Below are 23,529 nucleotides of genomic sequence, written 5' to 3'. Positions count from 1 at the left end.
TCGTGAATTGATGGGGGAAGCGCTCTTGGTGTCACCAGCTCCGGGATTCAAGCACCAGCGTGCGTCGTCGAGGCTGTGGCACCTCCTGGATGCCGTCGTGTAGCAGGCCGGCGTGTCGGCCGAGGCGATGGAAGCCGTCCATGTGGTCCTGCCCGACGGACTCTTCATCCCCGACATCGTCGTCGTCGAAGCGGCCGCCGCCGCCGAGGATCCGATCACCGTGGATGCCGAGGCCGTGCTCCTCGTCGTCGAGATCGTCTCGCCTTCGTCGTCCGGACGGCGCACGGACCGTCTCCTCAAGCCGCCCTATTACGCGGAGGCGGGCATCGAGCACCTGTGGCGACTGGAGCTGGAGCCCGAGACGGCGCTGATCGTCACCGAGCTGGTGGACGGCCGCTACGTCGAGAGGACCGTGGCCGAGGCGGGACGGGAGACGGAGATCGAGACGCCGTTCCCGCTCACGATCGACCCCGGCACCCTGGTCAGCCCCCGCGCCTGATCCGGAGGGCGGAGGAAGGCTTGGGAGGAAGTGTCTAGACCTCGTCGTCCGCCAGTTCCGCCACGCCCGTGATCCGGTGCAGCGGATACGTGCGGACCTCGTCGGCCGTGTGGTCGTAGCCCGTCACGAAGCCGCCCTCGACGCGGACCGGGGCGATCACGCGCTGGCTGGCGGCGCCCTCGGCGTTCACGTAGCCGATCCAGACGGCCGAGCCGGTCATCGCGGCGGCCTGGACGGTGGCGAGGGTCTCGGCGGCGGAGGTGCGGGGCAGGCCGCCGGAGGCGGTCGGGGCCGCCGACGCGGGCTCCTTGCGGTGGACCGTCGCCGCCCGGTCGCCGGCCCGGATCGCCCGGACGGCGGCGGTGAGGAGCGTGGCGTCGGGCGCGGGCGGGCCGTCCTGGACGGGGGCCGGGGCGGTACGGGGCGGGGTGCGGTAGGCGTCCGCGCGGGTGATCAGGACGTCGCCCTCGGCGGACTCGGCGGCCGGTGCGTAGCCCATCGCCCGCAGCCCTTCGAGGAGCGCCGCCGGGTCCGCCTGGGCGGCGAGCACCGTCGGCGCCAGGCGGCGCAGCCGCAGGGGGGCGGAGCGGCGGTCGGCGAGGATCTCGCCGAGCAGGGCGTCGTCGTCGCAGCGGACGTATCCGGACGCGGCGCCGATCCGCAGATGGCCGTGCTTCCGGGCCACGTCGTCGATGAGGTAGGCCAGTGGCTGCGGCACCGGGGTGCGCGAGTGGGAGGTCAGGAAGTCGTGCAGGTCGGAAGCGCTGCGCCCGGCGTCGAGGGCACGGCGTACGGAGGCGGGCGTGAAGCGGTAGACCGTCGCGCCGCCCTTGGACTCCACGTCGGCGAGCACGGACAGCGTCTCGGCGAGCGGGCGGCGCAGCGGGCCCGGCGCGACCGCGGTCAGGTCGGCCTGGAGCAGGACGTGGTCGACGGCCTCGGGCAGCAGCGGGGCGAGCAGGGTCGCGGCCCGGGAGGCGGCGACGGCCGGTTCGCAGTCGTGGGCGTGGCTGTCGAGGGCGTCGTCGTCGGCGGGCTCGGCCAGCGGCAGGTTGAGCAGTGCCCGGGCGGGCGAGGCGAGCGCGCCGCGGCCGGTGACGCCGAGGAGTTCGGCCTCCTCCAGGGTCCAGGTCGCGATCCGGGCCCGCAGGTCCGCGGCCTGGTCGCCGCCGCCCCGCAGCGGCCGGTCCCAGCGCAGCCGGGCGAGCACCGACTCCCGGTCGGCGGCGGCGCCGGGCGGCAGGGTGGCCAGGAGGCCGAGGACCCGGCGGCGGACCTCGACCGCCGGGCCCCGGTCGAGGCCGGGGCCGAGCGCGGCGAGCGTGCGGCCCTTGGTGTCCTGGGTGCCGACCACGCCCGGCACGCGGGTCGCGGCCAGCCAGGCGGCGGCGAGGCGCACCCACCGTTCGGCGGGCGGCAGGTCGAGCCAGTCGTCGTAGGCGGGCGTCGGCGCGTAGCGCTCGTCCGCCTGCCCGTCCGAGGCGAGCAGCCCCGCCCCGTACGCGAGCTCCAGCCAGAACGCCGCCGTGGGTTCCGGCAGGTCGAGGGCCGTGGCGGTGCGCTTGAGGTCCCGTACGGCCAGGCCGCCGGCCCGCAGCACCGGTGGGCCGCCCTGGTTCCAGGACTTCAGGAGCTCCTCGATGGTGGACAGGGCCGTGTACGCCTGCCCGGCCGCCGCGTTGTCCACCACCTGTGGACGGTGGTCGCGGGCCGCCACCACCGTCGGAGCCGTCGGCTCCGGCGTGCGGTGCGCCCGCCCGCCGCGCAGATGCAGGGCCGCCTCCCGGGGCAGCACCACCGTCCGCGTCGAGGCGGGCAGCAGCAGCCCGCGGTCGCGCAGCCAGCGCACCGGCGGCGTCGGGTCGGCCGTCACCTCGCCGTACGGAGGGCCCCACACGAGCCGGTCGAGGACGGCGAGCGCCTCCGGCGGCGCGGTGTCGAGCAGCGCCGCCATCTTCGTACGGTCCGTGAACAGGGCGGTCAGTGCCGCCACCGCCGACACGGGGTCGTGCGTCGGGGGCAGCCCGGCCGCCGCGACGATCTCCTGGAGCCGGCCGGGCGACATGCCGGCCGTGGCTTCCGCGACCGTCGGGCCGAGGCCGGTGGGGGAGGGGTGCTGTGGCGACGGCGCGAGCAGCTCGCGCGCGGTCCGCACGAGCCGCAGCCGTTCGTCGTCGCCCCACACGAGCGCCTGCTCGCGCAGCACGGCGAGCGCGCGCGGCAGTGCCGCCTCGATCGCCGGGGCGTCCGGGTGCCCGCCGTCGCCCGTGAGCAGGCCGAGGAGCACGGTGTACGGGGCGGGGTCCGGGGCCACGGCGAGGGCTTCGGCCGTCTGGAGGGCGAACCGGTCGAGCCGTTCGAGGGCCCGGACCACGGAACCCCGGGTGCCGGCCCGGGTGGCCAGCTGCGTCAGGTCGTTGGGCACCGGAGTGAGGAGGTCCGGGCGGGCGCGCAGCAGCGCGGCGAGCGCTTCGTCGCCGCCGGCGCGCAGCGCCTCCGCGAGGGTGCGCGGCGGCGCGCCGGCACCCTTGGCCGCGCCGTCGTCCGTTCCTGCGGGCACGTGCGCCTCCCGGTCGAGCTCACCGATCCCCATCCGCACCACGTTAGCCCCTGCGCAGGCGCTAACGTCATGCCGTGGGGATCGAGGGGATCGAGAACGACCGGTTGGTCTTCGACTATCTGAGCCGGGTCGGTGATCTGGCGCAGCAGCGGCAGGTGCCGGCGGCCGAGCGGCGCGAGCTGGTCGCGGGCCTGCGCGACGAGATCGAGCGGCGCCGCGCGGTGCGGGGCGAAGGCGTGTCCGGGATCCTGGGCGAGCTCGGTACGCCGGACGAGGTCGTCGACCGCGTGGCGCCGGGGACCGGGTCCGGTCCCGCCGATCCCGCCGTTCCCGGGGCTCCCGCCGATCCCGCCGTTCCCGGGGCTGCCGTGCCGGGGCCGCGGGCGCCGGAGGCGGAGCCGGACCGGGGCCGGGGCGCAGGCGCGGGTGCGGCCTCGGACTGGTGGCGTACGGACGGGACGGACGCGCTGGGCACCGTCGAGGTGCCGGGTTTCGTCGGGGGCGTGGAGATCCCGGAGCTGTTGAAGCCCCCGCCGGCCGACGAGGACGAGGACGGGGGCCGGGACGGGGACGGGGACGAGGGCGCGGAAGCGCCGGAGGCCGTGGACGGGGAAGGGGGACGGTCCGGCCGGCCGGGCGGGGTCCGCGGCCTGCGCCTCGGCAGCCCCCTGCTCCTGGTCTCGGCGCTGCTCCTGCTGGCCGGCGCGGCCTTCGGCTGGCTGCTCCCGCTCGCCGCGGGCTGGCTCCTCGCCTACGCCTCCCGTGAGCGCCGCGGCGCCGTCCTGGTGGTCCCCGGGCTCGCCGTCACCGCCGGGATCGTCTGGCTGTGGGGCCGTGTCGAGGGCCGCTGGGGCGCCCCCGTCGGCCCCGGCGAGGACGCCCTGGGCGCGGCCCTCGCCGCCACCTGGCCCTGGACCCTGCGCGCGGCGGCCGTCGCCTCGGCCCTCTTCCTGCTGTGGCGGGCCCGCCGGGCGGCCCGCTAGGAGTACGCCGGGGCGGGGTCGGGCGGACCGGTGCCGGTGCTGTTCCCGGAGGCCGCCGCGCTCGTGATCGGCGCCGCGGTGACCGGTCGGACCCGGCCGTCTCCGCGCAGCGGGTGTCGCCCCGGGGTCGCCCCACGGCCGGGATCCGGCGTCCCGGAAGCGGGCGCCGCCTCGGTGTCGCCCCCGGGGGCACCCGGTGCCCGGGCACCCGGGCGCCGGCTTCGCGCCGATCCCCACGGCCGTGGCCCCGCGGCCCGGCCGCGGGTGGTCCGTCCCCCTCAGTCCCGCTCCGCTCCCCACGGCCGTGGCCCCGCGCCCCGCCGCGGGGGGCCCGTCCCCCTCAGTCCCGCTCCGCTCCCCACGGCGCCCCCGGTACCACCAGGGGGGAGCCCGTCACAGGGTCCGGGACGACCACCGAGTCCAGGCCGAAGACCTCGCGTACCAGTTCCGCCGTGACCACCTCGGCCGGTGGGCCCTCCGCGACCACGCGGCCCGTCTTCATGGCGACCAGGTGGTCGGCGTACCGGGCCGCCTGGTTCAGGTCGTGGAGGACGATCACCACGGTCCGGCCGCGTACCCGGTTCAGGCGCCGGACCAGGTCCAGGACCTCGACCTGGTGGGCGATGTCCAGGTAGGTGGTGGGCTCGTCGAGGAGGAGCAGGTCGGTCTCCTGGGCCAGGGCCATCGCGATCCAGACCCGCTGGCGCTGGCCGCCCGACAGCTCGTCCACCGACCGGTGGGCGAGGCCGGCGACGTCCGTGCGCTCCATGGCGTCGACGACGGCCCGCTCGTCCTCCTCCGACCACTGCTTCCACCACGCCTGGTGCGGCTGGCGCCCCCGCGCCACCAGGTCGGCCACCGTGATGGCCTCCGGGGCGACCGGGGTCTGCGGCAGCAGGCCGATCTGCTGGGCGATGCGCTTCGTGGGGAGCTTCGCGAGCTCCTCCCCGTCGAGGAGGACGGCCCCGCCCCGCGGCCTGAGCAGCCGGCCCAGCGCCCGCAAGGTGGTCGACTTGCCGCACGCGTTGGGGCCGACGATGACGGTGACCTCGCCGTCCGGGATCGCCAGGTCGAGCTCCTGGACGACGGTCCGCTCCTCGTACGCGAGGGTCAGCTTCCGCGTCGTCAGCCTGCTGCTGTCCGCCTTCGAGACGACGGTCACGCCTTGCCTCCCACTCCACGGCTGCGCATGATCAGCCAGATCAGGTACGGGGCGCCGACCGCCGCCGTCAGGACGCCCACCGGCAGTTCGGTGGGCGCGAGGAGCCGCCTGCCCAGCAGGTCGGCGAGGATCACGACGAGGGCGCCCGTGAGCGCCGAGCACAGCAGCGGGATCTGCGCGGTCCGGGTGGTCCTGCGGGCGATCTGCGGCGCGAGCAGCGCCACGAAGTCCACCGGCCCGGCGACGCCCGTCGCGACCGACGCCAGGACCACGCCGACCGCGACCAGCCCGAGCCGCACCCGTCCCAGCCGGACGCCGAGCGCGGTGGCCGTGTCGTCGTCGAGCGACACCGTCCGCTGCGCCCGCGCCGCCCACAGCACGGCCGGCAGCATCACGAGCAGCGTCACCCGCAGCGGCAGCGACTCGTCCCAGCCGCGCCCGTTGAGGGAGCCCGTCATCCAGATCTGGGCCTGCTGGGCGACCAGGTAGTCGCCCTTGGTCATGAACAGGTGGGTCAGCGAACGCAGCGCGATCGCGAAGCCGATGCCGATGAGCACGAACCGGGTCGCGTGCAGCCCGCCGCGCCAGGCGAACACGTACACGAGCCCGGCCGCGAGCAGCCCGCCCGCGATCGACACGTAAGGGATGACGGCGTACGAGGTGAGCCCGAAGGTCATCGCCGCGACCGTCACCGCGCCCGCGCCCTGGCTGATGCCGATGACGTCCGGGCTGGCGAGCGGATTGCGGGCGACGGTCTGGATGAGCGCGCCCGCGACCCCGAAGGCCGCCCCGGCCATCAGACCGGTCGCGAGGCGCGGCAGCCGCAGTTCCTCGACGACGAAGGAGCTGCCGTCGCCGAGGAGGACCTTCACGACCTCCGAGGGCGGGACGAAGCGCTCGCCGACGCAGAGGTACGCGACCGAGGCGGCGGCCAGGACGAGGAGCAGGCCCACGGCGACCAGGGCGGACCGCCGGTGCACCAGGAAGGAGGCGCGTCCGGCGCGGACCAGGCCGTAGCCGGCCGGGCGCACGGGCGCGGAGCGGGCAACCCGTACGGGCGGGGAGACGGCGGTCATGCCGGGACCGCCTTCCGGCGCACGAGGGTCACCAGGAACGGCACGCCGATGAGGGCCGTCATCACGCCCGCCGGGACCTCGCCCGGCGGGAAGAGGACCCGGCCCACGACGTCCGACACCAGCAGCATCACCGGTCCGATGAGCGCCGCCATCGGCAGCACCCAGCGGTGGTCGCCGCCGACGACGGCGCGGGCGATGTGGGGGACGGCGAGGCCGACGAAGGCGATCGGACCGGCCGCGGCGACCCCGGCGCCGGTCAGCACGGTCGCGCCGACCCCGCCGACGATCCGCACGGTCGCGACCCGCTGCCCGAGGCCCTTGGCGACGTCCTCGCCGAGCGCGAGCGCGTCCAGCCCGCGGGCCACGGAGAGCACGAGCAGGGCGCCGAGGAGGAGGAAGGGCCAGGTCTGGGCGACGATCTGGGTGTCGCGGCCGTCGAGGGAGCCGATCTGCCAGAACCGGAACTCGTCGAGCGCGGAGGCCCGGGTCGTCAGCACGCCGGTCGTCACGGACAGCAGCAGCGCGTTGATCGCCGCCCCGCCGAGGGCCAGCTTCACGGGCGTCGCCCCGCCCCGGCCGCTGGAGGCGATGGCGTACACGGCGACGGACGCGAGCGCGGCGCCCGCGAAGGCGAACCACACGTAGCCGCCGAGCGTGTGCACCCCGGCGACGGCGATGGCGAGGACGACGCCGGCCGAAGCGCCCTGGCTGATGCCGAGGATGCCGGGGTCGGCGATCGGGTTGCGGGTGATGCCCTGGAGGGCGGTTCCGGCCAGGGCGAGCGCCGCGCCGACCATGAGGCCGATGAGGGTGCGGGGCACCCGCAGCTCCCGGACGACCTCGGCGTCGGGGCTGGTGGCCCCGTGCAGCAGCGCGTCGAGGACGGTGGCGGGCGCGACGGGGCGGGCGCCCACCGCCAGACTGAGCAGGACGGCGAGCAGCAGGGCGACGACCGCCGCCGTGGTCGCGACGACCCGCCGTGAGGCGCGTCGGGTACGTATGGCGGTCATGGACACCCATCGGAGCTGCGGGCAGTGGTGCGAGCCTCGGCCACGGCATCGGTGAGGCGCGAGGCGTCGGGCTTCGGTAAGGCTTCGCTAAGTCTAGACAGTGGCCGATTCTCGCCCACCGGCAGAATGACCCCCATGGAATCGCCCCGCGCCGCGGCCTTCGCCGCCGTCCCCACCGTCGGCTTCGACCTGGACATGACCCTCATCGACTCGCGGCCCGGCATCCGGGCCACGTACGTCGCCCTCACGGCGGCGACCGGGGTCGCGATCGACGCGGACCTGGCCGTCTCCCGGCTCGGCCCGCCGCTGGAGCACGAGATCGCCGAGTGGTTCCCCGCCGAGCGGGTCCAGGAGACGGCGGCGCACTACCGGACGCTGTACCCGACGTACGCGATAGAGCCGAGCCTTCCGCTGCCGGGCGCGAGGGATGCGATTCAGGCCGTTCGCGAGGCGGGCGGCCGGACCGTCGTCGTCACCGCCAAGAACGAGCCGCACGCCAGGCTCCACCTGTCCCACCTGGGCATCGAGCCCGACGCCGTCGTCGGCGGACTGTGGGCCGAGGGCAAGGCGGAGGCGCTGCGCGCCCACGGCGCCGGGGTGTACGTCGGCGACCACATCGGCGACGTGCGCGGCGCGGCGACCGCGGGGGCGCTGTCGGTCGCGGTGGCCACCGGCCCCTGCGGCGCCGAGGAGCTGCGGGCGGCCGGCGCGGACGTCGTCCTGGCCGACCTGACGGACTTCCGGAGCTGGTGGGAGGGCTACCTGGGCTGACCGGTCGCGGCCTGCACGGCCCTGGCCCGGCGGCGCTGGACGGTGATCGAGCGGAGCACGCCCGCACCGGCGATGAGGAAGCCGACCCCCATCAGCATCGACACGAGGTACGCGACCGTGGGGAACGGGTCGGTCCCCAGGAACAGCGGAGCCACCGTGACCAGCGTCGCGACCGCGCCGACGATGAAGACGATCGCACCGGCGCGGACGAGCCCGTCACCGGGGGCGCTGTCGTCCGAGGGGGCGGAGGGGGTTTCACGAAGCATTCGGCCAGGGTAGTTCCCTGGCCGAGGAGAACGGACCGGTGGCGTCTTGTCACCGGGCCACAGCCCATTAGCCTTGATGCCGGCGTGGTCGGTGACCCGCTGTATTTCTTTTCCCACACGGAGCCGGGACCCCGGCGCACCCATCGAGTACGAAGACGAGGACGGACGTGCCTACCGGCAAGGTCAAATGGTTCAACAGCGAGAAGGGCTTCGGCTTTCTCTCCCGCGACGACGGCGGCGACGTCTTCGTCCACTCGTCGGTGCTCCCCGCCGGAGTCGACGCCCTCAAGCCGGGGCAGCGCGTGGAGTTCGGCGTGGTCGCCGGGCAGCGCGGTGACCAGGCGCTCTCCGTGACGGTCCTCGACCCGACCCCCTCGGTCGCCGCGGCGCAGCGCCGCAAGCCCGACGAGCTGGCGTCGATCGTGCAGGACCTGACCACGCTCCTGGAGAACATCACGCCGATGCTGGAGCGCGGCCGCTACCCCGACAAGGTCCACGGCAAGAAGATCGCCGGCCTGCTGCGGGCGGTCGCGGACCAGCTCGACGTCTGATCCCCGCAGAGGGCCCCGGAGCGAGCCCCGGGAGGAACCCCGGAAAGCTCCCGGGGACGCCCCGCGGCGCGCGGTGGTGCTCCGGCGCCGAGGGGTCCTCAGGGAAACGCCAGCGCGTCCGGGCCGAGGGGCGGTACGAGCCCCTCGGCCGCGGCGCGCGTGAGCAGCCCGCGCACCGCCGCGTAGCCGGTCTCGCCGAGGTCGGCGGTGAACTCGTTGACGTAGAGGCCGATGTGCTGATCGGCCACCTTCGGGTCCATCTCCTGCGCGTGCTCCAGTACGTACGGGCGGGAGACGGACGGGTCGTCCCAGGCCATCCGCACGGAGGCCCGCGCCGACTCGGCGAGCAGCCGCAGCGTGTCGTCGCCCAGCGAGCGCCGGGCGACGATCGCGCCGAGCGGAATCGGCAGGCCGGTGGTGTGCTCCCAGTGCTCGCCCATGTCGGCGAGCGCGTGCAGCCCGTAGTTCCGGTACGTGAAGCGGGCCTCGTGGATCACGAGCCCGGCGTCGACCTTGCCGTCCCGCACGGCCGGCATGATCTCGTGGAACGGCAGCACCACGACCTCGCCGACCCCGCCGGGGACGCTGTCCGCCGCCCACAGTCGGAACAGCAGATAGGCCGTCGAACGCTCGCTCGGCACCGCGACCGTCTTCCCCGCGAGGTCCGCCGGACCGCCCGCCTCGCGGGTCAGCACGAGCGGCCCGCAGCCGCGGCCCAGGGCGCCACCGCAGGGCAGCAGCGCGTACTCGTCGAGGATCCAGGGCAGCACGGCGTACGAGACCTTCAGGACGTCGTACGGGGCGTCGCCGCGCTCGGCCCACCCGTTGGTGAGGTCGATGTCGGCGAAGGTGACGTCGAGGCGCGGCGCGCCGGGGACCCGGCCGTGTGCCCAGGCGTCGAAGACGAAGGTGTCGTTGGGGCAGGGCGAGTAGGCGATCTTCAGTTTCACTGCGGGATTCCCTCGGAGTCCGGGTCGGTGCCGGCGAGGACCGTGTCCACGACGGCGCTGTCCGCGAAGACGGTGTGGGTCAGCAGCCCGAAGGCGCGCCGCAGGGCGTCCAGGGCCTCGGGGATCCGCCAGGCGGCGCGGTCGCGCGGGCCGACGGCGTTGGACACGGCGCGGACCTCCATGACGGGCACGCCGTACGCGGCGGCGGCCTCCGCCACCCCGAAGCCCTCCATGGCCTCGGCGGCGGCCCCCGGGTGACGCTCCGCCAGCTCGGCGGCGCGGTCCGCGGTGCCGGTGACGGTCGAGACGGTGAGGACGGTGCCGACGACGTGCGGCTGCCCGTCGTGGGCGAGTGCTTCGGCGGCCGCCCGGGTCAGTCCCTCGGGCACCCGGTGCGCGGAGCGGCCGAAGCCGAGCTCCTCGACGGCCAGGTAGCCGTCGGCGGTGCGCGCGCCCAGGTCGGCCTGGACGACGGCGTCGGCCACGACGACGGTCCCGAGCGGTGCGAGCGGCCGGAACCCGCCGGCGATCCCGGCGGAGACGACGAGGCCGTAGGGGCGGTGGGTGGTGGCGTGGGCGAGGGCGGTCGCGGTGGCCACGGCGGCCGCGGCCGGGCCGACGCCCCCGACGAGGACGTCCACGACCGGGGCCCGGCCGGCGGTCGCGGGCACGTGGCGGCGCAGGGTGAAGCCGCCGGGCAGCGGTACGTCGACGGCCGGGCCGGTGGCGACGGAGTCGGCCTCCGCCGCCACGGCCGTCACGACCAGGATGCGACGGGACAGGTCAGGACTTCTTCTTGAACTCGAAGGACCAGATGCCGGTGACCTTCTTGCCGGAGTTCTCGACGATGGTGACCTTCGTCCGGTCCGAGGGCTCGCCCGTCTGGTTGCTGAAGAAGGCGCTGGCCTGGATCGAGCGGTACGTCTTGGTGAACGGCTCCGGCTCGACGTTCTGGCCGTTCAGGAAGATCGTCCAGCCGTTCTCGGCGACCTCCGGGTCCACGCCGAAGCGGACCCGGTCGGTGGGGTCGACGGAGACGGACTTGCCGGGCTTGTTGAGGCACTCCGACAGCTTCTTCTCCGGGAGGGCCTTGCCGTCGTCGTAGCAGGCGGCCTCGGAGTTCACCGACGTGGAGCCGACCGTCACGGTCGCAACCGGGGACGGCTTGTCGCAGGCGGAGAGGACGAGGAGCCCGGCGGAGACGGCCCCGAGGGCCGCGGTGGCCCGGCGGTGCTTGCGGGTGAGGAACGCAACGGTCATGAGCCGAAGGCTATCGGGCCGCCGCGTTCACGCCACGCGGGGGTACGGCGTGCCGCCCGACGGGACCCGCGGCCTACGCCACCCGGGCCTTCGCCGGATCCCCGAGCCGCCGGTGGCGGCGGGCGGCGGCGAGCAGGCCCCGTACGGACAGCAGCCAGCCCAGGGCGAGCAGGCCCGCCGCCACCGACATGCCGAGCGTCCCGTTCAGCGGCAGGGCGATGCCGATCGCGCCGCCCACCACCCACGCCATCTGCAGGGCCGTCTCCGAACGGGCGAACGCCGAGGTCCGCACCGCCTCCGGCACGTCCCGCTGGATCGTCGCGTCCAGCGACAGCTTCGACAGGGCCTGCGTGAGGCCCGCCACCGCCCCCAGCACCGCCACCATCAGGCCGCCGAAGAAGACGGCCGTGCAGATCGCCGTGCCGAGCACCACCGACAGCATCGTGGCGATGATCACCTCGGGGCCGTGTCCCCGGTCCCTCAGGAGCGAGCCGACGGCGGTCCCGCACGCGTTGCCGACGCCCGCCGCCACCGCCACCATCCCGAGCGACACCGCCGCGCTCTGCCCGGACAGCGGATGCTCGCGCAGCAGGAACGCCAGGAAGAAGATCAGGAAACCCGACAGCATGCGCTGGGACGCGTTCGCCTGGAGCCCGTGCAGCACGGACGGCCCGACCGTCCGCAGACTCGGCCTCTTCTCGCCGTGCGTCAGCAGGTGGGCGCGCCGCTCACCCTTCGCCGAGTCCACCTTGTGCGGCATGCGGAAAGCCCAGAACGTCCCCAGCAGGAACAGCGCGCACGCCCCGTACAGCGGCCAGCCGGGCCCGACGAGCTGGAGCGCGGCCCCGGCCGGGGCGGCGATGCCGGTGGCCAGCAGACCGGCGAGCGTCACCCGCGAGTTCGCCTTGACCAGCGAGAAGTCCGGTGGCAGCAGACGCGGTACGACGGCGCTGCGCACCACCCCGTACGCCTTCGACGCCACCAGCACGCCGAGCGCCGCCGGATACAGCTGGATGCCGCCCGTGGCGACCGCCCCCGACATGGCGACGGCGAGCACCGCCCGGGTCAGCATCGCGCCCGCCATGGCCGCGCGGCGGCCGTGCGGGATGCGGTCGAGCAGCGGACCGATGACGGGCGCCAGCAGGGTGAACGGGGCCATCGTGATGGCCAGGTAGAGCGCCACCCGGCCGCGGGCCTCGTCGGTCGGCACGGAGAAGAACACGGTGGAGGCGAGCGCGACGGTGATCATGACGTCACCGGCGCCGTTCACGGCGTGCAGCTCGATCAGCTTTCCGAGCCCCGACTCGCCCGCGCCGTGCGCGTGCGTGGCCTTTCTGATGCCCTTCGCGGTGCCCGTGAACGGCAGGTGCAGGGCGCGACCCACCGTCCGGCCCGCTCGGCTGAGCGGCCCGGCATGATCGTGCGATCGTGCGGAAGACCGTGCGGCTGCCACTCCGTCATAGTGCCCCACGACCCGCCGTACGAACCGATGGCGGGGCCCGCGAGCCGGTCGCGGAGGTCCGCGATGCGGGCCACTTGGGTCGCGCAGGTGGGCTGAGCGCTGCGAACGGGGTAGCGTGCGTAGCGCGTCACCGGCGGATGTTCTCGGCCGCGCGCCTCTTCGGCATCCCGCAGAATGGATGACGATAGGTGTGCCCGAGACACGCGAGAAGCACGAGAGACATGTCGGGCGTGGACGTCGATGCGGCCCTCTGGTCCGCTCCGCCCACGGCCCCGGACTTCGCTCCCGCTCGCTCCCGTTCCTCGGCCGGCGCACCCGTGAGACGGCGTAGGAGAGAAGCGAGACCTGTGAGTGCTGCGACGACGCGAAGCCGTACCCCGCGTACCCCGCGAGCCACGCGTACCCCCGACCGTCTGTGCGCCGAGGCCGTAGACCTCGCCCGGGAGGCCGCCGAGGAGGCGGCCGCGCCCGGCGTCGTCGGGGAGCACGTGGAGGTCGTCGCCGAGGGCGACCGGGTCGTCACGCACTTCTTCGAGTGCAAGGAACCCGGTTACCGCGGCTGGCGCTGGGCCGTCACCGTCACCCGGGCCTCCCGCGCGAAGAACGTCACGCTTGACGAAACCGTCCTGCTGCCCGGCCCGGACGCCCTCCTCGCCCCCGAGTGGGTGCCCTGGAGCGAGCGCCTGCGGCCCGGCGACCTGGGCCCGGGCGACCTGCTGCCGACCGAGCAGGACGACCTGCGCCTGGAGCCCGGCTACACGGGCGAGGACGAGCCGCCGCCGAACTCGGCCGTCTCCGAGGAGATGGAGGAGCACCTCGACGCCGAGGACGCCGAGATCACCTCCCGTACGCCGTCCCGGGGCGCGATCGCGGCGGTCGCGGACGAGCTCGGCATGCGCCGCGCCCGGGTGCTGTCCCGCTACGGGCTGCACGTCGCCGCGGACCGCTGGGACGAGTCCTTCGGCGCGAAGACCCCGATGGCCCAGGCGGCGCCCGCCGCTTGCGTCTCCTGCGCCTTCCTGGTGCCGCTGGCCGGGTCCCTGAAGCAGGCGTTCGGCGTCTGCGCCAACGAGTTCTCCCCGGCGGACGGCCGGGTCGTCTCCCTCGCCTACGGCTGCGGCGGCCACTCCGAAGCCGCCGTCATGCCCAAGCCCCCGCGCCCGGCGCCTCCGGTCCTCGACTCGATGGCCACCGACGCGTTCCCCCTCCGCCCGGCCAAGGACTCCGGCTCCACCACGGAACCGGACGCGTCGGAGGACCTGGGCCACTCGTAGGGACCGGATCCGGCGGGGCGGTGCGGCTGCCGCCGTCGGTGCGGGGCGCCCGGCCCGCGGGCCTCGCGCCCGACCCCGTCGTGGGCTCGTTCCTCCCCGCGGACTTCGTCCGCGGGAGGGACGATCGCCCGCCCGGGCGCGGGACGACGGCCGCCCGGCCGGGCACCGGCCCCGCGCGACGGCCACGCGGTACGGAGTGATGGCCCGCACGGGCCGGGAGCGAGGGCCCCACGGGTGGGCAACGGCCGTGGGCGCCCGCGTCGAAGGGTGCGCCGTACGGCGCGACGGCCCGCACCGGCGGCGCGACGGCCGCGCTCCCACCGGCGGCGCACGTGGCCACCCCGCGCCAGGGGTGGGCGCCCCCTCGGGTCGGGGCGCGGTACCTTCGGGCACCGGCCACATCCCCGTACCGCAGAGTGGAGTCAGACGTGAGCGTCAGCGTCAGGACGTCGACCGACGGAGCCGACCCCTTCGGTACCGCACGGCTCCGCAGAGGCGTGCTCGACGCATGGGGCGCCGCCCCCGCCCGCTTCCGCGAGGACGCCAACGCCGAGGAAGACCTCGCCCTCGGCGGCTACCGTGACCGCCTCGTCGTCGAGCTGGCCCAGAACGCCGCCGACGCCGCCCGCCGCGCAGGCGTCACCGGCCGGCTCCGCCTCACCCTGCACCCGGCCGACGCCGACGGCCCCGCCGCCCTCGCCGCCGCCAACACCGGCGCACCGCTGGACGCCGCCGGCGTCGAGTCGCTGTCGACGCTCCGCGCCTCCGCCAAGCGTGCGGAGCGCGACTCCGGCGCCGTCGGCCGGTTCGGCGTCGGCTTCGCCGCCGTGCTCGCCGTCAGCGACGAACCGGCCGTCCTCGGCCGCCACGGCGGCGTCCGCTGGTCCCTCGCCGAGGCCCGCGAGCTGGCCGTCGAGACCGCCCGGCACAGCCCCGGCCTGGGCGACGAGCTGCGCCGCCGCGACGGCCACGTGCCGCTGCTGCGCCTCCCGCTGCCCGCCGAGGGCACCGCGCCCGAGGGCTACGACACCGTCGTCGTCCTCCCGCTGCGCGACGCCGCCGCCGTCGACCTCGCCGAACGGCTCCTCGCCGCCGTCGACGACGCCCTGCTGCTCACCCTCCCGGGTCTGAGCGAGGTCGTCATCGAGACGGCGGGCGGCCGGGTGCGCACCCTCACCCGCACCGAGCGCGACGGCTACGTCCACATCACCGACTCCGCCGACTCGGCGACGGTGACGCAGCGCTGGCGGACCGTCAGCCACGGCGGCCCCCTCGACCCGGCCCTGCTGAAGGACCGCCCCGTGGAGGAGCGTCTGCGCCCGCACTGGTCGGTGACCTGGGCCGTACCGGTCGACCAGGAGGGCGCCCCGCAGTACCCGCGCACCACCGCCGTCGTCCACGCCCCGACCCCCACCGACGAGCCCCTGGGGATCCCCGCCCTGCTCATCGCCTCCTTCCCGCTGGACACGGCCCGGCGCCACCCGGCGCCGGGGCCGCTCACGGACTTCCTGGTGGAGCGGGCCGGCGAGGCGTACGCGGAACTGCTCGCGGACTGGCAGCCGGTGACGACCGGCACCCTCGACCTGGTGCCCGGGCCGCTCGGCAAGGGCGCCCTCGACGGGGCGCTGCGCGCCGCCGTACTGGAGCGGCTGCCGCGGGTGGCGTTCCTCGCCCCGGCCGCCGCGTCGGAGGAGCTGCCCGCGCTGCGTCCGATCGAGGCGGAGGTCGTGGAGGGCGCGGGCGCCGACACGGTCGCGGTGCTGGCCGAGGTGTTCCCGACGCTGCTGCCGGCCGGTCTGGAGCGGCGTACGGAGCTGCGGACCCTCGGGGTGGGCCGGCTGCCGCTGACCGAGGCGATCGACCGGCTGGCGGGCGTGGACCGCTCGCCGCAGTGGTGGTGGCGGCTCTACGACTCCCTCGCCGGCGTCGATCCGGACCGCCTGACGGGCCTGCCGGTGCCGCTGATGGGCGCGGCCGGTACGGAGCCCGAGGCCCCGGCCCCGGGCGCCGGGGAGGACGAGGAGCTGCCGCAGCCGACCCGGGTGCGCACCACCATCGGTCCGCGCCAGGTCCTGCTGCCGCAGGACCACACACCCGTCGACCTGGCCCGGCTCGGCCTGAAGGTCGCCCACCCGGACGCGGCGCACCCGATCCTGGAGAAGCTGGGCGCCGTACCGGCGACGCCGCGCGCGGTGCTCACCACGCCGCAGGTGCGGGCCGCGGTGGCGGCCTCGCTCGACGCGGGCGAGATCTGGGACGAGGACGCCGACACGCCGGACGCGGACGAGCTCGCGGAGACGGTGCTCACCCTCGTACGGGACGCGGACCTCGCTCCCGGCGACGAGCCGTGGCTGGGCGCGCTCGCGCTGCCCGACGAGGACGGCGAGCTGGCCCCGGCCGGGGAACTGGTGCTGCCCGGTTCGCCGTTCGCGTCTGTGATGCGCGAGGGAGAACTCGCGCTCGTGGACGCGGAGTTGGCCGAGCGCTGGGGGGAGCAGCCGCTCGCCGCCTGCGGGGTGCTCGCCGGCTTCCAGCTGGTGCGGGCCACCGACCTGGTGCTCGACCCGGACGAACTGGAGCCGCGCGAGGGCGACTTCGCCGAACCGGACGACGCGGGGCTGCTCGACGCGGTGGACGTGTGGTGCGAGGACGTGCTCGACCGGCTGCCGGAGTCGCCGGTGCCTCCGGTGGCGACGGAGATCGTCGCCGTACGGGATCTGGACCTGGTCGACGACGACGCCTGGCCGCAGGCGCTGGCCCTGTTGGCGCGGCCGCCGCTGCGGGACGCGCTGACGCAGCCGGTGCGGGTGCTGCTGCCGGACGGGACCACGGAGACGGTGCGCTCGTACACCGCCTGGTGGCTGCGCGACCACCCCGTCCTCGACGGGCGCCGGCCGGCGGGCCTGCGGGCCGCCGGTACGGACCCGCTGCTCATCGGCCTGTACGACCCCGCCGACGCGACCGGCTTTGAGGACGAGCAGGTGCTGCGGGCCCTCGGCGTACGGACCTCGGTCCACGCCCTCCTGGACGAGCCGGGCGGTGCCGCCGAGCTCCTGGGGCGGCTCGCCGACCCCTCCCGCGAGGTGACCGGCACCCAGCTGCACGCCCTGTACACGGCCCTGGCCGACCTCGACCCGGAGCAGGTGACCCTGCCCGACGAGCTGCGGGCGGTCGTGGACGGCGCGCTGGTGGTGGTCGACGCGGCCGACGCGCTGGTCGCCGACGCCCCCGACCTGTTGCCCCTCGGCGCCGGTCTGCCGCTGCTCCCCGTCGCCCCGTCCCGGGCGGCCGACCTCGCCGAACTGTTCCAGGTCCGGCGCCTGAGCGAGGCGGTCGAGGCGGAGGTGACGACGGTCGGCGAGGAACACGAGGTGCCGCCCGCGGTCCACGCCCTCCTCGGGCCGGCGACCCCGGACACGTACATCGAGCACGAGGAACTGCGCGCCGCCGGCGTCGAACTCGACTGGCGCCGCACCCCCGACGGCGCCATCCACGCCGCCACCCTGGAGGGCGTCGCCGCCGGCCTGGCCTGGGCCGCGGGCCAGTGGCCCAGGCGCTTCGAGGTGGCCGCCCTGCTGGAGGACCCGTCGCGGACGGCGGAGCTGGCCCGGGACCGGTGGTTCGACTAGGCGAACCGGGCGGGGGACGTCAGTACTTGGCGGCGAGACTCACCTGGGTGTCGCCGCCCGCCCCCTCCAGACGCCACCGCAGCCACTTGGGGTCCGGTGCGTTGGTGTTCACGGACAGCCAGTGGCCGGGGACGACGGCGCCGTGCCAGTTCTGCACCCAGAAGCACTCGGTGCCGCCCAGGCAGAACGGGCCGACGCAGATGCACTCCCACACGTCGACGAAGAGGGTTCCGTTACGCGACCCCTCCGCGCCGACCATCGCGATCCCGGTTCCGTATCCGACGGCACGGTTCGTGCCGCAGATCGCCCAGTCCCAGCCCTGCACACAGGCCTGGGCGCCGTTGCAGAAGGTGTTCTTGAACCAGATCTGCTCATCGGTGGTGCGCACCGCCGCCTCGTCGTAGCCGGCGGCCCGCTCACCCGCCTCCTGCTTCCCGGCCTCGGGCGGGGCCTCGGCCTCGCCCGGCGTGGCGGGCACGTGCTCCACGGCCCGGCCGCCCTCGACGATCGCCCTCATCCCGGAGGGGAAGTCGAGGATCTGCAAGGCGTGGTCGTTCCCCAGATCCATCACGGTGCTGGCCCGCGGCGGCTGCCCGTGCTTGACGCGGCTGTTGGTGGTGGTCATCTCAGGCTTCTTCCCCGCGCCACCGGGAGCGCGCCGATGACGCGACCGGGCGAGGCGAGTGTGCTGAAGGAGGATCGGGCGTCGCCGGGGCGTCCCGTCGGGGACCTCCACCCGTACGACTTCGTTCGTCTTCAGTCTGTCACTCCCGCCGCCGACTGTCGTGTCGGCCGGGGAGGCGGTTCGCGGGACCGTCGAGCCACGGCGTGACTCCGCCCGCAGTCGCGGTGAGGCCGAACCGTTCGAGCCCCGGCCGCCCCTGCTTCTCCCACCAACCCTGCACGGCTTCGACCCGGTCCCACAGGCGTCTCGGTCCCTGCTGGTAGACCTCGCCGTCCCGGCCGTCGCCGTTCGTCCACCGGACGGCCGCCCAGGACCGGTCCGTGAGGGAGTAGAACCAGGCGGCGGCGTCTCCCGGAGGGCACGTCGTGAACTGCACGCCCTGCATCACGTTTTGCTGGATCGCATCTGACACCGGAGGTCACCACATGGCAGATGACACGGCGAACGCCGAGGGCACGGCCGGGTTCATCTTCGAGATGGGCGTGCTCAAGAACGCCAAGCGCACCGGGTGGTGGTTCACCGGCAACAACAATCCCGAGTCGATCGCCGAACACTCGTTCAGGGTGGGGATCATCGGTGCCGTGCTCGCGATGATGGAGGGCGTGGATCCCGCGAAGGTCGCGCTGATGTGCCTGTTCCACGACACGCAGGAGACGCGGATCGGCGACATCCCCCACATCGGCCGCCGCTACATCGACGCCGCCACCAACCAGACGGTCACCGCCGACCAGGTGTCCGCCGCCCATCCGGCGGTGCGGGACGGGGTCCAGCGGGTGGTCGAGGAGTACGAGGCCAAGGAGAGCCCCGAGGCGATCGTGGCCAGGGACGCCGACAAGCTGGAGTGTCTGGTGCAGGCGGTGGAGTACCGGGCGCAGGGAAACACCCTGGTTCAGGACTGGATCGACACGTCCTTGAACAGCCTCAAGACCGCCTCCGCGCAGGCCCTCGCCGAGGCCGCGCTGACCATGTCGCCGCTGGAGTGGCGCCGGACGTTCCTGCGCTGATTCGCGCTCGCTTCTCCGATGCCACCGGGGCGTGGTGGGCCGCGCCCCGGTGGCGCTCGGCGCCCTTCGAAGAACGATGGGAGAGAAACACCAAACCAACCCCCTCCGTCCCCCGTCCGTGCGCCAACTGCCGTGATGACACGATCGGGTGAAGGAGTGTCCGGTGACCGGACGGGTGCGGTACGGTCGGCCTCGACCGACTGGCATATGCAAATCGGCCCCCGGCAGGACGGGCATCCTGACGAGGGCCTACCAACCAGGAAGCAGTACCTTCCCGATGGATGATCCGCAGTCTAACGCGGCCGTGTCCGCGTCCCCCGTCCTGTTCGACATTCCCGCCGACGCACCACGCGCAGGAGTGATCCACGTCCGGTACCGGCACCGCTACCGGTTCGTGGTCGTGGGCCATGACCTCGCCCAGCACCCGGACCTGTCGGCCGTGGCCATCGGGCTCGCCGTGCACATCCAGTCCCTGCCCGACGGCGCCGACGTCAGCGTCAAACGGCTCACCCGCCGCTTCCGTGAGGGCGAGATCACCATCCGCCGAGCGCTCAACGAGCTGGTGGCCGCCGGGTATCTGGAGCGGAGGCGGGTGGTGCTCGGAGGCGGCCGGTTCGCCACGCGGGTGATCTGGTACGACAAGCCCGACAGCGGCCGCACCGCGACGGCGAGCCAGGCCGAGGCGCCCGCGCCCGAGCCGGCGGCTCGACCGGAAGCCGATCCCCTGCCGCCACCGGAACCCCGGCCCGTGCCGCGCCCTGAGACCGGGCCCGTGCCGCGACCCGAGAGCGAGCCCGTGCCGCGACCGGAACCCCGGCCCGCGCCGCGACCCGAGACCGGGCCCGTGCAGCGACCCGAGAGCGAGCCCCGGACCGTCACCGTCACCGCCACGCCGTTCTCGTCCGAGGGGCCCGCCGTCGGGATCCTCGCCCGGCTGCGGGCCGTCGACTCCCGGCTGCTGCTGTCCTGGCGGGACGTACACGAGCTGGCTCCCGCCGTCGACCGGTGGCTCGACCGGTCCGTGAGCCCGGAGCAGATCACCCGTACGCTCACCGCGGCCCTCCCGCCCGGCCACGTGCCCATCCACCACCCGGCCCGGTTCCTCGCGTACCGGCTCGCCATGTTCCTCCCGCCCCCGCTCCCGGTCAGCGCCCCCGTGCCGACGGCACCGCCCCTGATCACCTGCGACGGATGCGAGCGGGCGTTCCGGAGCCACGATTCCGGTGCGGTGTGCGGCGATTGCAGACGCGCCGCCTGACCGCCTGAGCCCTGACCACGTTTCCGTCGCGGCCCGCCCGTTAGCCCGTCTCCGCACCCCGCCGGGTGCCGCCCGTCAGCAGCAGTCCCGCCAGCCACAGCAGCGCGGCGATCAGCGCCGCGTCCGTCGACGACGGCCCGTGGATGGACCAGGCCCACCACTCCGGGGTGTTGTCCTCGGCCACGCCGAGGAGCAGCGTCGGGCCGAAGGTGGCCAGGGGAAGGAGCCAGGACAGGCCGGTGCCGAAGAGGCGGGCGCCCACGGCGGCGAGGCCGAGGTGGCCGGCCGCGTTGCGGGCGGAGACCGCGAAGATCTCGGCCGGGCTGCCGGACAGCAGGGGCAGAGCCGCGAGCGCGGTCGCGAGGAGGGTGAGGGCGACCAGGTGGAGGCGCCGGAGGAGGGGCACAGGGCGGGCCGAGAGGTGTTCCAGGTCCGCCTGCGGCGTGTGCAGCGTCGTGGCCAGGACCACCGCGTACGCGACGGGCGCGACCGCCGCCACCGGAACGCTGAAGTCGACCAGATGCCGCAAGTCCGGGAGCGTGACCCGGGACCCGGTGAAGACCGTGGTGACCACCGCCAGGGCCAGGGCGGTCGCGGCCGCGACCGGCAGGCCGCGGCTGCGGGCGAAGGCAAGGGCGGGGTTCACGGGCGCGCGGCTCCCGGGCCGGAGGGCGGGCCGGGTACGGGGCGCGCGGCTCCCGGGCCGGAGGGCGGGCCGGGTACGGGGCGCGCGGCCCCCGCGTCTGCGTGCGGTGTTGCCCCCAAGTCTGCGGGCGGTGCGGCCCCCGGGTCCGCGGACACGGCGGGTACGGCGCGCGCGGTCCCCGCGCCGGAGGGCACGGCGGGTACGGCGGGCGGCAGGGCGGGTACGGGGCGGCAGGCTCCGGCGGCGGTCGCGGCGCCGGACAGCCACCGGTCCTGGTCGGCCGCGGGGGCCTTCAGGATCCGCTCGACGGCGGCCGAGAACCGGTCCCCGTAGAACGGCGCGGGCAGACCCGCGCGGCTCCGCAGCACGGCCTGGACGAGGAACAGGTCCGGATAGCCGCCGGTCTCCGCGAGCACGTGCGGGCCGCAGCCCGGCGGCGACGCGGGCAGCGAGGCGTCGAGCATCGCCTCGGTGAGGGTCTGACGGTCCACGACCGGCCGGTTCACGGGCAGTTCCGCCCCCTCCGGGCCGTCGGGCCGCAGCCCCGTCTCGTGGAAACGGTGGTGGAAGCCGGGCAGTCGGCCCACGGCCCGGTCGACCGTGCGTGCCGCGGCGCCGGCCTGCGGCAGCAGGTGCCGGTCCGCCGGCCACAGGCAGGCGGTCGTACGGCCGTGGGTGACGCAGCTCGCCCCGGCGGGCTGCGGCGTCCGCGTCGCCCAGAACGAGTCGGGGCCCGCGGCCGGGGAGGCGAGCAGCAGCCCGCCCGCGGCCAGCGCCGCCGCGGCGGGGGCCGCGGCCGCCCACCCCGGCCCCACCACCGCGCGGCGCACCAGCGCGGGCAGCGCGAGCAGGACGAGTGCGGCCCCGGCGCACCACACGGCGGCGACGAGGAGACGGACGGTGTGGGGACGGAAGGCGGCGTCCCAGTGCTCGTCGAGCGCGGGCAGCAGCCGCGCCACGGGCAGGCCGGGCGCGAAGGCGAGCAGCACGAACGCCCCGTACCAGAACACGCCCGTGGCGGGCGCGACGATCCGGGACGGCAGCAGCGTGCCGGCCGCGACGCCGGCGGCGATCTGGAGACCGGTCATCGCGAGCGCGAGGACCAACGGGCTCCACACGGGCTCCGTGACCTCGCTGACGGCGGCCGTCCGGGCGAAGGCGACGGCGGTCAGGACCGCGTACGCGACGAGGGACCACAGCCAGGCGGCGCCCCACAGCAGCAGGGCCTGGGGGAGGCCGCCGCGCGGGGTCGTGTCGGCCCAGGCCCGGGTCCCGGTGCGGTGGGCGCGCCCCGCGCTCCAGGCCGCGGCGGCGCTCATCAGGGAGCCCATGACGATGACGCCGTAGACCTGGACCTTGATGCTCGCCTGGTTCCACCAGCCGATCCAGTCGCTGGTCGCGGGGTCGGCGGAGGCCAGGTACCAGACGCCGGCCGCTGCCGCGAGCACGGCGGCCTTCCCGGCCTCGCCGCGCCGCATCTCGTGGGCGAGGACCCGCATCACACCCGTGCTCCGTCCTGCTGCACCAGGGCGAGGTAACCCGCTTCCAGGGAGGGCCCGTCGACGGGGGCCCCGGCGGCGCGGCCGGGGGCCCGGTCGCACAGCTCGGCGGCGGTGCCGGTGAACCGCATCCGTCCGTCGAGGAGGACGTGGACGCGGGTGCCGATCTGGGCGACGTCCTCGGCGAGGTGGGTGCTCATCACGACCGAGGTGCGTTCCCCCAGGTCCTTGACGAGCGTGCGGAAGCCGACCCGCTGGGCCGGGTCGAGGCCGACGGTCGGCTCGTCGAGGAGGACGAGCGCGGGCCGGTTGACCATCGCCTGCGCGATGCCGGCCCGGCGGAGCATGCCTCCGGACAGCGCCCCCATGCGCTGGTCCGCCTGGCGTTCCAGGTCGACCAGGCGCAGCGCCTCCTGGGTCCGCTGCCGCCTGTCCCGCGCGGGCACCTTGCGCAGCCAGGCCGCGTACTCGACGAACTCCCGGACCGTGAAGCGGGGATGGTGCCCGAACGACTGCGGCAGCATCCCGATCCGTTCCCGTACGCGCAGGGTCGCCGCCCGCCCGCGGGCCGGCTCACCGAGGACGCGCACGGTGCCCGAGTCGGGCCGTCGGGCGGTGCTCAGCAAGGAGAGCAGGGTGGTCTTGCCGGCGCCGTTGGGCCCGAGCAGGGCGGTGACGCCCGGGTGGAACTCGGCGTCCACGCCGTCGAGGGCCACGACGGTCCGGTAACGGACCGTGGCGCCCTCGACCGATGCGGCCGGCGCCGCGGGGGCGCCGGCCGGGTCGTCACTGTGGTGTGCGGACACGTCTTCCTGATCAGTTCTCGGCGGCAATTCCCGCGGCCTGTGGGGATGTTCGCGACGTGCGCGAAGGGGTGCGCCGCCGACACTAGCCCGCGGATGATCACACCGGACATGGCGTGGATCACCATCTCGGCGAGTGGGCCGAAAAGCGACGTCCCCACCGGGCCCTGGGCTCCCGACC

General features: G+C 75.3%; 22 protein-coding genes. 8 read left to right on the top strand and 14 right to left on the bottom strand.

The window, feature by feature from the left end; translation table 11 throughout:
* Window positions 1-112: 112 nt before the first annotated feature.
* Window positions 113-499: a Uma2 family endonuclease gene (locus ABD954_RS14915; RefSeq protein ID WP_345486522.1), complete on the top strand. Its 387-nt coding sequence runs from the start codon at window positions 113-115 to the stop codon at window positions 497-499.
* A 34-nt stretch (window positions 500-533) separates the two neighbouring features.
* Here the strand turns inward: ABD954_RS14915 and ABD954_RS14910 are convergent, their stop codons facing one another.
* Window positions 534-3,092 (bottom strand): helicase-associated domain-containing protein, encoded by a 2,559-nt coding sequence (locus ABD954_RS14910; RefSeq protein ID WP_345486521.1) that lies wholly within the window; start codon window positions 3,090-3,092, stop codon window positions 534-536.
* 41 nt (window positions 3,093-3,133) lie between these two features.
* Here ABD954_RS14910 and ABD954_RS14905 point away from each other — a divergent pair, with 41 nt between their 5' ends.
* Entirely contained in the window at window positions 3,134-4,042 is a 909-nt protein-coding gene (locus ABD954_RS14905; protein WP_345486519.1) for a hypothetical protein, read from the top strand.
* A 340-nt stretch (window positions 4,043-4,382) separates the two neighbouring features.
* On the opposite strand, the gene ABD954_RS14900 is transcribed toward ABD954_RS14905, so the two are convergent.
* Genes ABD954_RS14900 through ABD954_RS14890 form a run of 3 tightly spaced genes read right to left on the bottom strand, consistent with a single transcriptional unit; the run spans window position 4,383 to window position 7,290 of the window.
* Window positions 4,383-5,204, bottom strand: a complete 822-nt coding sequence (locus tag ABD954_RS14900) for an ABC transporter ATP-binding protein (RefSeq protein WP_345486517.1) — start codon at window positions 5,202-5,204, stop codon at window positions 4,383-4,385.
* Window positions 5,201-6,280 (bottom strand): FecCD family ABC transporter permease, encoded by a 1,080-nt coding sequence (locus tag ABD954_RS14895; protein ID WP_345486516.1) that lies wholly within the window; start codon window positions 6,278-6,280, stop codon window positions 5,201-5,203. Before ABD954_RS14895 ends, ABD954_RS14900 begins: the two co-directional genes overlap by 4 nt.
* The gene (locus ABD954_RS14890) at window positions 6,277-7,290 is read right to left on the bottom strand and encodes a FecCD family ABC transporter permease (RefSeq protein ID WP_345486515.1); all 1,014 of its coding nucleotides are present in this window, start codon (window positions 7,288-7,290) and stop codon (window positions 6,277-6,279) included. The genes ABD954_RS14895 and ABD954_RS14890 overlap by 4 nt, the downstream gene beginning before the upstream one ends.
* Before the next feature lie 126 nt (window positions 7,291-7,416).
* Here ABD954_RS14890 and ABD954_RS14885 point away from each other — a divergent pair, with 126 nt between their 5' ends.
* The gene (locus ABD954_RS14885) at window positions 7,417-8,061 is read left to right on the top strand and encodes an HAD family hydrolase (protein WP_382745603.1); all 645 of its coding nucleotides are present in this window, start codon (window positions 7,417-7,419) and stop codon (window positions 8,059-8,061) included.
* On the opposite strand, the gene ABD954_RS14880 is transcribed toward ABD954_RS14885, so the two are convergent.
* A complete protein-coding gene (locus ABD954_RS14880) occupies window positions 8,049-8,327 on the bottom strand; it encodes a hypothetical protein (RefSeq protein ID WP_345486513.1) in 279 nt (92 codons plus the stop codon). The genes ABD954_RS14885 and ABD954_RS14880 overlap by 13 nt on opposite strands.
* Window positions 8,328-8,494: 167 nt before the next feature.
* On the opposite strand from ABD954_RS14880, the gene ABD954_RS14875 reads away from it, so the two are divergent.
* Window positions 8,495-8,878 (top strand): cold-shock protein, encoded by a 384-nt coding sequence (locus ABD954_RS14875; RefSeq protein ID WP_031073201.1) that lies wholly within the window; start codon window positions 8,495-8,497, stop codon window positions 8,876-8,878.
* 98 nt (window positions 8,879-8,976) lie between these two features.
* On the opposite strand, the gene ABD954_RS14870 is transcribed toward ABD954_RS14875, so the two are convergent.
* From ABD954_RS14870 to ABD954_RS14855, 4 genes are all read right to left on the bottom strand, one after another.
* Window positions 8,977-9,828: a 1,4-dihydroxy-6-naphtoate synthase gene (locus tag ABD954_RS14870; protein ID WP_345486512.1), complete on the bottom strand. Its 852-nt coding sequence runs from the start codon at window positions 9,826-9,828 to the stop codon at window positions 8,977-8,979.
* Window positions 9,825-10,589, bottom strand: a complete 765-nt coding sequence (locus ABD954_RS14865) for a futalosine hydrolase (protein ID WP_382745605.1) — start codon at window positions 10,587-10,589, stop codon at window positions 9,825-9,827. Before ABD954_RS14865 ends, ABD954_RS14870 begins: the two co-directional genes overlap by 4 nt.
* Window positions 10,590-10,611: 22 nt before the next feature.
* Window positions 10,612-11,088: a DUF2771 domain-containing protein gene (locus ABD954_RS14860; RefSeq protein WP_345486511.1), complete on the bottom strand. Its 477-nt coding sequence runs from the start codon at window positions 11,086-11,088 to the stop codon at window positions 10,612-10,614.
* 73 nt (window positions 11,089-11,161) lie between these two features.
* Complete coding sequence (locus ABD954_RS14855) at window positions 11,162-12,541, bottom strand: MFS transporter (RefSeq protein WP_345486510.1); 1,380 nt, start codon at window positions 12,539-12,541, stop codon at window positions 11,162-11,164.
* 356 nt (window positions 12,542-12,897) lie between these two features.
* Here ABD954_RS14855 and ABD954_RS14850 point away from each other — a divergent pair, with 356 nt between their 5' ends.
* Complete coding sequence (locus tag ABD954_RS14850) at window positions 12,898-13,824, top strand: DUF3027 domain-containing protein (protein WP_345486509.1); 927 nt, start codon at window positions 12,898-12,900, stop codon at window positions 13,822-13,824.
* A 416-nt stretch (window positions 13,825-14,240) separates the two neighbouring features.
* The gene (locus tag ABD954_RS14845; protein ID WP_345486508.1) at window positions 14,241-17,453 is read left to right on the top strand and encodes a sacsin N-terminal ATP-binding-like domain-containing protein; all 3,213 of its coding nucleotides are present in this window, start codon (window positions 14,241-14,243) and stop codon (window positions 17,451-17,453) included.
* A 19-nt stretch (window positions 17,454-17,472) separates the two neighbouring features.
* Here the strand turns inward: ABD954_RS14845 and ABD954_RS14840 are convergent, their stop codons facing one another.
* A complete protein-coding gene (locus ABD954_RS14840; RefSeq protein WP_345486507.1) occupies window positions 17,473-18,078 on the bottom strand; it encodes a hypothetical protein in 606 nt (201 codons plus the stop codon).
* Window positions 18,079-18,217: 139 nt separating this feature from the next.
* Window positions 18,218-18,514 (bottom strand): hypothetical protein, encoded by a 297-nt coding sequence (locus ABD954_RS14835; RefSeq protein WP_345486506.1) that lies wholly within the window; start codon window positions 18,512-18,514, stop codon window positions 18,218-18,220.
* A gap of 49 nt (window positions 18,515-18,563) precedes the next feature.
* On the opposite strand from ABD954_RS14835, the gene ABD954_RS14830 reads away from it, so the two are divergent.
* Complete coding sequence (locus tag ABD954_RS14830; RefSeq protein ID WP_345486505.1) at window positions 18,564-19,142, top strand: HD domain-containing protein; 579 nt, start codon at window positions 18,564-18,566, stop codon at window positions 19,140-19,142.
* Window positions 19,143-19,446: 304 nt separating this feature from the next.
* Window positions 19,447-20,400 (top strand): hypothetical protein, encoded by a 954-nt coding sequence (locus tag ABD954_RS14825; protein WP_345486504.1) that lies wholly within the window; start codon window positions 19,447-19,449, stop codon window positions 20,398-20,400.
* A 40-nt stretch (window positions 20,401-20,440) separates the two neighbouring features.
* On the opposite strand, the gene ABD954_RS14820 is transcribed toward ABD954_RS14825, so the two are convergent.
* The 3 genes from ABD954_RS14820 to ABD954_RS14810 are packed head-to-tail and all read right to left on the bottom strand — an operon-like array spanning window position 20,441 to window position 23,351.
* Window positions 20,441-21,046 carry a hypothetical protein gene (locus ABD954_RS14820; RefSeq protein ID WP_345486503.1) on the bottom strand — a complete coding sequence of 202 codons (606 nt, stop codon included), beginning with the start codon at window positions 21,044-21,046 and terminating at the stop codon, window positions 20,441-20,443.
* The gene (locus ABD954_RS14815; RefSeq protein ID WP_345486502.1) at window positions 21,043-22,545 is read right to left on the bottom strand and encodes a hypothetical protein; all 1,503 of its coding nucleotides are present in this window, start codon (window positions 22,543-22,545) and stop codon (window positions 21,043-21,045) included. Before ABD954_RS14815 ends, ABD954_RS14820 begins: the two co-directional genes overlap by 4 nt.
* Window positions 22,545-23,351: an ATP-binding cassette domain-containing protein gene (locus ABD954_RS14810; protein WP_345486501.1), complete on the bottom strand. Its 807-nt coding sequence runs from the start codon at window positions 23,349-23,351 to the stop codon at window positions 22,545-22,547. Before ABD954_RS14810 ends, ABD954_RS14815 begins: the two co-directional genes overlap by 1 nt.
* Window positions 23,352-23,529: the final 178 nt, after the last annotated feature.

The organism is Streptomyces roseoviridis (genome assembly GCF_039535235.1).
GTDB lineage: Bacteria > Actinomycetota > Actinomycetes > Streptomycetales > Streptomycetaceae > Streptomyces > Streptomyces roseoviridis.
Note: the sequence above shows the minus strand (reverse complement) of the source record. Positions and strands in the feature narration are given on the sequence as shown.